9 protein-coding genes are annotated in these 12205 nt (G+C 40.7%); 2 read left to right on the forward strand and 7 right to left on the reverse strand.

The genetic code is table 11. The annotated features are described in order from the left end of the window. Positions 1–71 precede the first annotated feature (71 nt). From ACR5KR_RS13840 to ACR5KR_RS13860, 5 genes are all read right to left on the reverse strand, one after another. Complete coding sequence (locus ACR5KR_RS13840; RefSeq protein WP_448266916.1) at positions 72–1556, reverse strand: acyl-CoA synthetase; 1485 nt, start codon at positions 1554–1556, stop codon at positions 72–74. 142 nt (positions 1557–1698) lie between these two features. After that, the gene (locus ACR5KR_RS13845; protein ID WP_448266917.1) at positions 1699–2679 is read right to left on the reverse strand and encodes a magnesium transporter CorA family protein; all 981 of its coding nucleotides are present in this window, start codon (positions 2677–2679) and stop codon (positions 1699–1701) included. Positions 2680–2898: 219 nt separating this feature from the next. Then, positions 2899–4959, reverse strand: coding sequence for a tetratricopeptide repeat protein (locus ACR5KR_RS13850; RefSeq protein WP_448266918.1), 2061 nt, complete (start codon positions 4957–4959; stop codon positions 2899–2901). Positions 4960–5551: 592 nt separating this feature from the next. Further along, complete coding sequence (locus tag ACR5KR_RS13855; protein WP_448266919.1) at positions 5552–7459, reverse strand: aspartate kinase; 1908 nt, start codon at positions 7457–7459, stop codon at positions 5552–5554. 121 nt (positions 7460–7580) lie between these two features. Next, positions 7581–8150, reverse strand: coding sequence for a Uma2 family endonuclease (locus ACR5KR_RS13860; protein WP_448266920.1), 570 nt, complete (start codon positions 8148–8150; stop codon positions 7581–7583). Positions 8151–8247: 97 nt separating this feature from the next. Between ACR5KR_RS13860 and ACR5KR_RS13865 the strand changes: the two genes are divergently transcribed. Further along, on the forward strand, positions 8248–8493 hold the full coding sequence (locus tag ACR5KR_RS13865) for an AbrB/MazE/SpoVT family DNA-binding domain-containing protein (protein ID WP_445631873.1): 246 nt from the start codon (positions 8248–8250) through the stop codon (positions 8491–8493). Beyond that, on the forward strand, positions 8480–8869 hold the full coding sequence (locus tag ACR5KR_RS13870) for a PIN domain-containing protein (protein WP_448266921.1): 390 nt from the start codon (positions 8480–8482) through the stop codon (positions 8867–8869). The genes ACR5KR_RS13865 and ACR5KR_RS13870 overlap by 14 nt, the downstream gene beginning before the upstream one ends. 266 nt (positions 8870–9135) lie before the next feature. Here the strand turns inward: ACR5KR_RS13870 and ACR5KR_RS13875 are convergent, their stop codons facing one another. Together ACR5KR_RS13875 and ACR5KR_RS13880 are read right to left on the reverse strand one after the other, a co-directional pair. Further along, complete coding sequence (locus ACR5KR_RS13875; protein WP_448266922.1) at positions 9136–9429, reverse strand: type II toxin-antitoxin system HicB family antitoxin; 294 nt, start codon at positions 9427–9429, stop codon at positions 9136–9138. A 477-nt stretch (positions 9430–9906) separates the two neighbouring features. Next, positions 9907–12201 carry a tetratricopeptide repeat protein gene (locus ACR5KR_RS13880; RefSeq protein ID WP_448266923.1) on the reverse strand — a complete coding sequence of 765 codons (2295 nt, stop codon included), beginning with the start codon at positions 12199–12201 and terminating at the stop codon, positions 9907–9909. Positions 12202–12205 lie beyond the last annotated feature (4 nt).

Consider the following 12205-nt stretch of genomic DNA (forward strand, 5'->3'; position numbering starts at 1 on the left):
CTCATTTGTCCTTTGTCCTTTGTCCTTTGTCCTTAGAAACACAAATGACCAATGACCAATGACCATCCCTATCAGCAAAATAGTTCAACCACCGTCGGCTTAGTCACTTTCCCCATCGCGTTGCGCGGTAATTCTTCAACGATCAAAATTTGGGTTGGCACTTTATAAACAGCTAATCGCTCTTTTGCCCAACTCCTGAAAGCTTGTAATGTTAAAGGTTGTGAGCCTTGCAATACTAAGGCGGCACACACCCGTTCGCCCCATTCTAAATCAGCAACCCCAACCACTGCACATTCTTGGATATCTGGATGGGTTCTTAGTACTTCTTCAATTTCTAAAGCAGAAACTTTATACCCTCCAGTTTTGATGATATCCACACTCATCCGTCCCAGAATTCGGTAGTTGCTGTTCTCAACTACGGCGGTATCTCCAGTACGGAACCAGCCATCTTGGAAGGCTTTGGCGGTTGCTTCCGGGTTTTGCCAATATTCGAGAAACACTCCGGGGCCTTTAACTTGGATTTCTCCTGGTGTTCCGGCTGGAACTAACTCTCCGTTCTCATCTACTAATCTCACTTCAACTTGAGGCAGAGGCTTGCCGACATATCCAGCCAACCGTTCACCGTGTAAAAGGTTTGATAGCGCCATGCCGATTTCAGTCATACCATAGCGCTCTAGCAGAAAATGGCCGCTGATGGTTTGCCACTTTTCTAAAACTTGAACTGGTAACGCTGCCGAGCCAGAAACCATCAGGCGCATTTTAGCACAGCCTGCTGACATGATTTTTTGGCGTTCTTTAGGGGCAGTTTCCCAAGCCGCAATTAGCTTTACATAAATTGTTGGTACTGCCATAAATAAGGTTAAGTCACCATCACAAATTCGCCTCCAAACGGTTTCGGCATCAAATTTGCTCAATATATGGCACTCCGCGCCAGCCCATAATGCACAAGTCAGTACGTTAATAATCCCATGAATATGATGTAGTGGCAGAATATGCAAAATGCGATCGTCCGATGTCCATTCCCAAGCGGTGATTAAACTAGTCACTTGCGCTTGAATATTTTGGTGAGTCGTAACTACACCTTTTGGTTTACCTGTTGTACCACTGGTATAGAGAATTAAGGCGCGTCTAGTGATATCTATCTCTGGGAGGCGACTAATGTTATGTGGAAGCGTTTCTGAGGTGAGGATAAATCGTAAATTGTATTTTTCAGCTAGCGAGCGCAGTATATCCTCAAAATTAGGATGAGCAACAATAATCGATGCTCCAGAATTAGTAATTACATACTCCAATTCTGGGCGGGGATGGGAAATACACAGAGGTACAGCTATGCCACCAGCCCGCCAAATTCCCCATTGAGTCGTTACATACTCAAACCCAGGCGGAATGAGAAAGGCAACTCGCTGCTCTTGCAAATCTTCTGTATTTTGAAGAAGACTTGTTGCTATTTGACTGGAAGTGTGTAGCAAATCCCGATAGGTAAATGCTCCGTCTGTTGTCACAATTGCTGTTTTCTGGTTATATTCTTCAGCACGAATAATCAATGGTAAATTCACGTTTCTTTGCCGATTTAGGGTTGATTCAGTTTATTTAAATAATATATATAGTCATCGCATTTTAATTTATTCTGCACCAACAGACTCAAATAAATGGCTTTTTAATGAATCGATAATCTTGTTATTAGTAACTTTATATATTCTACAGCCAACGTTGTTTTTTAGCATAGGCAATACTGCCAATCACAATTAGTGCCATCATACAGATTACTACAGGGTAAGCCAAAGGTTGTTCTAATTCCGGCATATTTTTGAAGTTCATACCATAGAAACCAGATATAAAAGTAATTGGTAAAAAGATGGTCGATAAGATAGTCAGGCGATTAATTCGTTCGCCTGTTTTACTAGCAATATTATCGCGTTGAATTTCCATTAATTCTGACATCCAGGCTCTTATAGCTTGATATTCTTGCCAGAGTTTATCAACGTGATGAACTAATTCTTGATTGAATAGTTCTTTTACTGGCTGACCGATCCATTGGAAATCTTCATTATCCATAATAGCCATAAGTAACTTGATGCTTTGAAAATTACGGCGCCCAGAACGAGTAGATTGCCTCATTGTGGCAATTTTTTTGTACGTTAATTCATCACCAGAATTGTCTAAAACTTCATCTTCTAAATCATCAAGTTTTCTAGAGATATAGGTAAATACAGTTTCGTAGTTATTTAAAATGTCTTTAAATATGAGATAAAAAAGATAGTCAATTCCTAATTTCTCAATATCTAGAGATCGCTTTTGGAGATTATTAGTTAAAATAGTTAAAATTTTTAATTCTGTGATTTCAAAAGTTATGATAAAATTATTTCCAACTACAATGTTGCCACGCACCACCTCAAACTCATTATTTTTTATTTGAGAAGTTAGGATTTCATAGCTGTCAAATAAACAATCTTCTACGTCTTCATCAATTCCTACAGGGGAATGGTTGAAAATCATGTTAACACGAGATGGATTTAGTCCAAAGTGCTTGATAATCCTGGCTGTTCCAGTGCGATCGCGGAAGTGAACACAACGCAACCAAATATTGTGAGAACCATCAATTCTTTTCAGTACCGTATCAACATCTCTATGAGTAAATATTTCCAGGTTATCTGGATAAAAAGTCAGGAGAATTAGCATATAGTAATCCTAATTGAGTCGTAATACAATGCAGTGACTCATGGGAATTAATCAGGAATTTAGTCCTTGTTTTCTAAGCACTAAAGTGCTTACTACAAACCATAAAAACTAGCTTGATAAAGTAATATCGTAAATTTGTAAAATAAAACACATTTAAATAGCACAATCACTCTCTAAGAGTTTTGACCGTTGATAGCCAACACTATATTGAGTAGTAGCTCAATTTTTTTCTATTTTCCCAGATTTCGGGCGACTAGTTAGAGCTGGCGCTGAATTATTTTGTAAAATTGCAATTTCCCGCCGTGCATCTTGATAACTATCTTGTTCCCCTTGCTGTTGGAATAGTTTTGCAGCTTTTTTGAAATCTGCGATCGCACCCGATTTATTTTTCTGCTTAGTGCGAATCACACCCCGGTTATAATAGGCTAGGGCGTTGTTAGGATTAATTGCGATCGCTCGTGAATAATCCTGATTTGCAGCTTTTTTATTTCCCAGTTCCAGATAAGCGTTACCACGGTTGTTGTAAGCTGCTATATTATTAGTATCTAGTTTTAGTGCTTCAGTATAATCTTGAATAGCCCCTTTATAATCTCCAAAAGAAAAGCGGTGAATACCTCTGTGAATATAAGCTGCAATAAATTTAGGATCGATCTGTAAAATAGTGTTGTAATCTTCAGTAGCTTCTACTTGATTTCCCAGATCGCTGTAAATATCACCACGATTCAGATAAGCTTCTATGTATTTGGGATTGATGTTGAGTGCATCTGTGTAATCTTTAATTGCTTCATCTTTTTGTTTATTAAGAGATTGAGTTAAAGCCCTTTGATAAAAAGCTTTAGCATCGCTAGGATTAATCTTAATTACTTTATCAAAATCTTGGATTGCTTCAATTCTTTGTTTGAGGCGGCGGTGGAGAATACCTCGTTGCAAGTAGGCTTCGGTATACTGGGGTTTAAGAGCGATCGCTTTACTAAAATCTTCAATTGCATCTTTATTATCCTTCAATTGAGCACGAGCTAATCCTCGTCCATAGTAAGCATAAGCATCTTTAGAATTTAACTTAATGGCTTGAGTATAATCTGCGATCGCTTCTTTGTATTTGCCTAATGCCGAAAAAGCAAATCCTCGATCAAAATAGGCATTAGCATCTTGAGGATTGAGTAAAATAGCTTGGCTAGAATCTGTTTGTGCTTGCTCGTAGTCTCCTAATCGATAATAAGCATCACCCCGCCTATTATAAGCTAAAGCGTTTTGCGGATCTAATTCAATAACCTGATTGAAATCTGCAACTGCTCCTTCATAGTTTCCTGACTCATATTTATTCACTCCCTCTTGGTATAATGTCTGTTGAGCATCACTTACAGGTTTTAGCAACTTAAATTGCCAAGCTGCGATACCAAGTGCAACACAGCCAGCTATCCCCCCTATAACCAGTAATAATTTTTTTTGATGCTGTTTTTGTCGATCGTCATCAACATTTATTAACTTTTTCAGGTCTTCTAAGACTTCCGTTGCATACTGGTAGCGCTTCCGATAATCAAAACGCACCATTTTATTAATAATTTTTGCTAATTTTCTGTTAACTTTTATATTTTTATCGCGCCAAAGTATTTCACCTGTCAGCTTATTTTTATGACTTCGCAAATTAGATATTTCCTTTGTAGGTAAACCTTTCAGTGCGGCGATCGCAACAAGACCTAAAGCATATATATCACTGTTGTATTTGAGATTGCCGTTAATTTGTTCTATAGGCATATACTCAGAATTATCAACAGTATTAGCGATCGCTTCATTAAAAGTACCCAAATTAATCAAAACTAATTTTTTATCTGATTCCCGGCGAATAATATTTGCTGGTGTAATATTCCGATGAATTATGCCATAGCTATGTAGAACTACCAAAGTTTCTAATGTCTCTGACAAAAGACTAATTACTTGGTCTTCCTTGAGAAGTTGTCCCTGGATAATTTCCTCAGTTAAAGGATTACCCGGTATGAATTCTTGGACTAGATAAAATTCTTCATTTTCTTCAAAAGAAGCAATGAGCTTTTGAATTTTATCGTCTTCTTGTCCGAGTTTTTCTAAAGTTTCTGCCTTGCTGGCAAACAAGCGGCGTAGGATTGTTAAAGCTTGAGGATTGCTATTAGGAAGAGATAAATGCTTTACTATAAATTCTTGGCCATTAAGATTAACATCTTCAACTAGATAGGTTTTCTCTTTTTCCCCATCATTGAGAACTTTTAGTATTTGATAATGTCCATCTAGTAAATGACTATTCATCAATATAAAATTATAGTCTGATAAATTGTTCGATTATAGCTTACGTGTTATTATTACTGATTTTAAAATATAAATATTTATTTATTAAGCAATTTCAAATGAGAGCGATGCGCAAGCTGCTACCGCGTGTATATTGCAAAGTCCCTCTCTCAAGCTTGCTACGGTGTATACACAAGTCTGAAATAGCTGAGTAACCAGGGTTTTACCCCACCCTAACCCTCCCCTTATAAAGGCTACGGTGTATACACAAGTCTGAAATAGCTGAGAAATACACGGTTTTACCCCACCCTAACCCTCCTTTCTGGGGCAGGTTTTTTTGATTAGACAAATTTTTGGGATTTTAAAACCAAAACCATTGTCTGAGAACTTAAAACTACGTTCAATAATTGAGAACATTCTCAACTATTTATCGAAAGCCTAAAAGCCTGCCCTTGAAAGCCCTAACCCTCCCCGTATGTATTGGGGAGGGAACAAGATTTATTGTTATCCCCCCTTTATAAGGGGGGATTAAGGGGGGTAATTTGACTTGTGTGTAAACCGTAGCCCAAGCTTAAGAGAGGAATTTGGGGTAGAAAGCTCATTGATTCAGATTTTACGCTGGCACGACAAATTTCTCGCTACCAGCCAGTTCAAAGGCTGCATGAATGGCTTGCAAAGCTTTAACACCTTGCTCTTGTGCCACAACACAACTAATTTTGATTTCTGAGGTGGCAATCATTTGAATATTGATTTGTTGTTGAGCTAAAGCTTCAAACATTTTAGCCGCAACGCCTGGTTGTCCTACCATCCCTGCACCGACAATACTTACTTTAGCGATCGCATTATCTAAAACAACTTCACCCCATCCTAACTCTGCCGCTACTTGAGTAAGCATTTTTTTGGCATTTTCCCCGTCTATCCGCGAGACTGTAAAAGCAATATCTCGTCTGGGAACACCATCAATCACCCGGCAACGCTGAGATTGGATAATCATATCAACACTAATATTGTGTTGCGCTAATAATCCAAACAACTTCGCCGCCATTCCCGGACGATCTGGCAATTGGCGAATCGCAAGACGCGCTTGATTCAAATCGAGGGCGACACCGCGAACGGGAGGAGAGGGAGGAGATAAGGGAGACAAGGGAGAGGGGGGAGACAAGGGAGAAATTTGTTCAATGATTCTTCCTTGTCCTCCTTGTCCCCCTTGTCCCCCTTGTCCCCCTTGTCCCCCTTGTCCCCTTGTCCCCCCTTCCCCTGCTTCAATTTCAAAAGCAGTGCGGAGTGCCAAAACGGCGCGATCGGATTCTGCGGCATCGACTACGCAACTTACTTTCACTTCGCTGGTGGAAATCATTTGAATATTCACGCCTGCTTCAGCTAAGGTAGCGAACATCTTTGCAGCCACACCAGGGCGGCCAATCATTCCTGCGCCTGCGATGCTGACTTTGGCAATGTTATGTTCTACCATTACCTCGGCTTCGTCAAATTTGGGGTTAGATGGACTTCTCAGTGCTGGGGCGATCGCTGTTGCCACTGCTTCTGCCCGTTTTAATATTGGTGTGGTGACAGTAAAGGCAATGTCATTACTGTTACCTTCATGAACTGATTGAATAATTAAATCTACGTCTACTTTTTGCCGAGAAATTTCGCCAAATAACCTAGCTGCTACACCTGGTTTGTCGGGTACGCGCAACAAAGCAACTTTTGCTTGGTCAGTATCAAATTCTACATGATCTACAGGACGGGCAATTTCTAAATTGATTAGCGATCGCCCTTGGGGTTTGGCTGATGTCACCCAAGTACCTGGTTGATCTGTCCAACTAGACCTAACTACCAGGGGAACACCATAGTTACGGGCAATTTCTACAGCACGGGGATGCAGCACTTTTGCCCCCAAGCTAGCTAATTCCAACATTTCATCGCAGGTGATGGCATCCATCAACTGGGCTTCGGCAACTAAGCGGGGATCAGTAGTGAGAATACCTGGAACGTCTGTATAAATTTCGCAAAAATTCGCTTTTAATGCAGCTGCGATCGCCACTGCTGAAGTGTCGGAACCACCACGCCCCAAAGTCGTAATTTCCATCTCTCCGACGCTAGAGATACCTTGGAACCCAGCTACTACAACTACTTTACCTGCATTTATGTGGCGAGTTAGGCGAGTAGTTTCAATATGCAAAATCCGAGCGCGGCTGTGTTCAGCTTCAGTAACAATTCCTACCTGAGCGCCAGTCATAGAAATTGCGGGCTGTCCGAGTTCCTGCAAAGCCATACTGAGTAAGGCAATGGTTACTTGTTCGCCAGTAGAAAGCAGCATATCCATTTCCCGGCGGTTAGGATTTGGAGAAATTTCGTTAGCTAGTTTGACGAGTCCATCGGTGGTTTTGCCCATTGCCGAAACTACTACGACAATAGAGTTTCCAGCTTGAACAGTTTTATAAACGCGCTGTGCAACAGCTTGAATGCGTTCCACTGAACCGACAGATGTACCACCGTATTTCTGAACTATGAGCGCCATAACTTTTTATTTAATCAATTGTGCCTGTTTTCATCAACGCTTCCGCCTGGTAAGGAAGCTTTCAAGGCTTATCAGTTATATAGTTTACTAAATATTGCGTCGAATGCCCTATAATAATTGATTATTCAAAAACCACATCTTCGTAAAGTGCTGCCATTGTTTCCTCAAAATCCACGCTATTGAGTCGAAATGATTGATGTTCTGATGTGTAAGATTGTAAAACCCACAACCCTTGTTCATTGCGTCGAAAACACTCAACTAGCTGACGTTTTGTATTAATTAAAACATACTCTTGCAGACTTTCCAATGTTTGATAATCGGCGAATTTGTCGCCCCGATCAAAGGCTTCGGTAGAATTAGATAAAACTTCCACAATTAAACAGGGAAATCTTTTATAACCTGGCGTTTCTCGATCTCGTTGATCGCAAGTAACCATTACATCAGGATAATAAAAGCGATTCAGAGATTCGATTCGAGCTTTCATGTCAGCGATGTAAACACGACAACCACAGCCGCGCACATGATTACGGAGGAAGGTAGCAAAGTTTCCAGCTATGGTTACGTGTGGATCGAGCACCTCAGCCATCGCGTAAATATAACCGTCTATATATTCATGCTTGATATCGCTCTGTTCCTCCATTTGGAGGTATTCTTCAGCAGTAAGATAGTTTTGTTGGGGCGAGGCTATCATATTTTAAAGGTTTTATTGTGCCGATTTACCTGTGGCGGTGCATTAGGCGCAGTAGACTTTATAATCAGGTAAGGAACTTATGTAAGGAGCCTGGATAATGGCTAGTGCGACCATCACCACTAAAGGGCAAGTAACTATTCCTAAAGAAATTAGGGATTATCTTAACCTTGATACAGGTAGTAAAGTTGATTTTGTCATTGATGAAAATGGAATAGTTAAATTAATTCCCCTGAATATCTCCATCCAAAGTTTATCAGGGATTTTACACCGTCCGGGCATGAAAAGCGCAACTTTAGAAGAAATGGAAGCTGCAATTAAAGAAGGCGCAAGTGATTGGACTTGATACAAATATTTTAGTGCGCTACTTAACAAAAGATGATGAAAAGCAGTGGGAGCAAGCTGCTGAAATTATCGAAGGGGGAGAGCAATGTTTTGTTGCTAATATAGTGATTTGTGAATTGGTATGGGTTTTACGGAGTAGTACTTATCAATTTAGTAGGGAAGAAATTAGTAACACTATAGAATTAATGCTGCAATGTTCGGTATTTGAGCTAGAAAATCGCTCTTTAGTTTATCAAGCATTACAAAGATTTAAGCAGGGAAGTGCAGATTTTTCTGATTATTTAATTGGGGCGATTGCTCAAGATTCTGGTTGTAGTTCAACAGTGACTTTTGACAGAAAGTTGAGAAGCGAAAAGGGATTTGATTTATTTGAGTAATCCTATATTTTAATTAACATTGCTGTGTTTGATGAGATTTAAAAGAGCAATCGCTTATTGATTTACACTTTGTAGTTAAAAATTAGGTAATAAACCTGCTTGTTTACATATTTCATTAGCAGTAATACGATCAATGGTACGATGGCGTTTTACAGTAAGAGTTTTTATCTCATTAGTATAAATTTAATGATTTCCTCGTTCCTTTAATAAATAAAAGCCATTTTGCTCTAAGTATTTAATTAGCTCTTTTCGCTTGACTAACACACTCAAACCTCTATAGGAATTTGTTCGAGCAAAGAACCACCTGTGGGCATTTCTTTATTTTGTTGGCGATAGGCAAGAATCATTTCTTTGATTGCATCTTGTAACATAGCCCTGCATTCTTCTAAGGTTTCTCCTTCTGTGATGACTTCTTGCCATTCAATAAGTTGTCCCATATATCCGCTATTAGTTTTTGTATATTTTGCAGTGTATGTAATTAACATTGCTATGTTTGTGAAGATAATTATATGATTTATCGTAGCTGATTTTTTGTTGTGGGAGACATTGCTCTTCATCATTCACAACTGCATAATAGCGATCGCCTGTTGATTTAACTTCTTTTCTAAAGCGATGTCTCCGACGGGCTACGCCTACGCCAGCTTTTGGCTCAATGATATACCAAAACGAATGCGTGAATTACTTAAATGAGAAAGCAAACTGGGGTTTGAGAAAGTAAAAGCTGCTTTTGCTTGCGGAAAACACCAAAATGAGAAAGTAAAAGCTGCTTTTGAGTAAGTCAAAGCTTATTTTGCTTGCGGAAAACACCAAAATGAGAAAGTAAAAGCTGCTTTTGAGTAAGTCAAAGCTTATTTTGCTTGCGGAAAACACCAAAATGAGAAAGCAAACTGGGGTTTGAGAAAGTAAAAGCTGCTTTTGAGAAAGTAAAAGCTCTTTTTGAGTAAGTTGAATGGCATTTTTACTTAGTTCAATATGAATTTTAGTCTAGGCGATCGCGCTTTTCAGTTTGATCGCGGTACGCTTTGCACAAAACTAGCTTATTCTGGATTTGGAGGGAGGCGATCGCGCAAATTTGCCAGATTTTCACGGCACTTGACAGTGTAGCGATGATTCACCTCTAATTGTTGCTCCAAAACCTCCAAAGCTTGCAGATACAATGGTTCAGCTTCCACATAACGTCCTTGTAAGTGGTAGAGTTCTGCTAGATTTTTGAGGCTAACCGCAAAATCTGGATGTTCTTCTCCTAGCAGGTCTCGCCTTAATTCCAAAGCTTGCAGATGCAGGGGTTCGGCTTCGCTGTATCTTCCTTGGGAGTTGTAAAGATAAGCCAGGTTATGGAGGCTAAGTGCAACAAATGGGTGTTGTTCTCCCAGCAAGCATCGCCATAGTTCCAATGTTTGCAAGTATAGGGGTTCGGCTTCGCTGTATCTTTCTTGGGAGTTGTAAAGACAGGCCAAGTTATTGAGGCTAAGTATAACGTCTGGATGTTGTTCTCCTAGCAAGTGTCGCCTGAGTTCCAAAGCTTGCATATGCAAGGGTTCGGCTTCATTGTATCTTCCTTGGGATTCGTAAAGACAGGCTAAGTTATTGAGGCTAAGTGCAACATCTGGATGTTCTTCTCCCAACAGGTGTCGCCTTAGTTCCAAAGTTTGCAGCAGCAGGGGTTCGGCTTCGCTGTATCTTCCTTGAGAGTAGTAGAGACATGCCAAGTTGTTGAGGCTAAGTGCAACATCTGGATGTTCTTCTCCCAACAGGTGTCGCCTTAGTTCTAATGCTTGCAGGTACAGAGGTTGGGCTTTGTTGTATTTTCCTTGGGATTCGTAGAGTTTCGCCAAGTTGTTGAGACCTCGGGCAACATCTGGATGCTCCTCTCCCATTAAGCGTCGCCATAGTTCCAATGCTTGTAGGTACAGAGGTTCGGCTTTGCTGTATTTTCCTTGGGAATGGTAAAGATATGCCAAGTTGTTGAGGCTTTGGGCAACAACTGGATGTTCCTCTCCCAATCGCTGTTTAGTGACTTCTAGACACTGCTCATACCAAGGTGGTGCTTGGTCATACAATCCCAGACTTTCACAAAATTGAGCGTTACCCATGAATACTGAAACTAAATCTTCATCACTAAGATATTGAATAAAATTCTTGGCTACTTCTGTCAAATGAGGTATGACGGGACTAGCATCGGTGATTTGTTTAATAGTAGGAGATTCAAGAATCTCTTTAGTGATTGCTACTATTACTCGGCAAAGCGATCGCTTTAATTCCTCTCCCTTATCTAAACCTGTACACTTATATTGAAAAAACTCCCGCAACAGTGGATGCAATTGATAGATTCCCTCACCTTTGCGCTGGAGTAAATACAGATTCAGCAAGCGATCATCTCTAATTTCCTCTAAATCTTCCGCATCTTCTTCTGGTAAACACTGTTCCACCAACTTCCAGGGTATAGGTGCGGCGGCAAATAAACTCAATAAACAACCCAATTGTTTATCGTCGTCCTCTAATTCTTGCCAACTCAACTCAAAGGCTGCTAACACACCTCGTTGTGCTGTCATGTCAGCTTCCGACTTAGATTTAGACAGAGAACGCTCATCTAATCGCTTGTTCTCCAACCGCCGCAACATTTCTGTTAGAGATAAATCCTGTTTCCGCGCCAGATAGCGCCCGACTAATTCCACACCCAAAGGTAAATATCCCAGCCATTCACACAGATGCAATGCTACCAGTTCCCCGCGTGACCTCTCCCCTAACCCCTCCCCTACCAGGGGAGGGGAATCAAACTCCCCCTTCCCTCGCAGGGAAGGGGGCTGGGGGGTTAGGTCATTCTCTTTTTCAATTCGTTCTACGCCAATAATTGACTTTAATAACTCCAGCGCCGCCTCTGGTTGCAGCACATCCAAAGATAACTGTGCGATGCGTCCCAACTTCTGGCGCGTAGTCATCAGCACTTTAAACCGAGAAGGTAGCGACTGTAAGTAAGGTTTGACTTCCTCGTAGTCACTGACATCATCCAGCACGAGCAGCACATCACCCTCACGCCAACGCCGCCAACAATATTGCACTTGGGCGAGTAAATCAAAATCTTCTGGCGGCTTTAAATCAAGCTGCGTTCTGGCAAACTGCACAACTTGAATGCCCACATCTCCAGTTTTTGGTAGCAACCAGCAAAGTCCACCGTTATATGTTTCGCGGCGCTGGATGGCATATTGTAAGGCGAGTTCTGTTTTACCAACTCCACCCATCCCAGCGATCGCAGCAATGGCAACTTGTTTATTATCCTGCAAAAGTTGGTGAAGATTTTGCAATTCTTCCTCACGTCCAACAAATTCCACCACCCCA

This window comes from Nostoc sp. DSM 114159, assembly GCF_053470285.1.

Bases quoted from the DNA above. Each gene is read 5' to 3' on its own strand.
- ACR5KR_RS13845 (WP_448266917.1), bottom strand. From the start codon at position 2,679: ATGCTAATTCTCCTGACTTTTTATCCAGATAACCTGGAAATATTTACT.
- ACR5KR_RS13850 (WP_448266918.1), bottom strand. From the start codon at position 4,959: ATGAATAGTCATTTACTAGATGGACATTATCAAATACTAAAAGTTCTC.
- ACR5KR_RS13855 (WP_448266919.1), bottom strand. From the start codon at position 7,459: ATGGCGCTCATAGTTCAGAAATACGGTGGTACATCTGTCGGTTCAGTG.
- ACR5KR_RS13860 (WP_448266920.1), bottom strand. From the start codon at position 8,150: ATGATAGCCTCGCCCCAACAAAACTATCTTACTGCTGAAGAATACCTC.
- ACR5KR_RS13865 (WP_445631873.1), top strand. From the start codon at position 8,248: ATGGCTAGTGCGACCATCACCACTAAAGGGCAAGTAACTATTCCTAAA.
- ACR5KR_RS13875 (WP_448266922.1), bottom strand. From the start codon at position 9,429: ATGATGAAGAGCAATGTCTCCCACAACAAAAAATCAGCTACGATAAAT.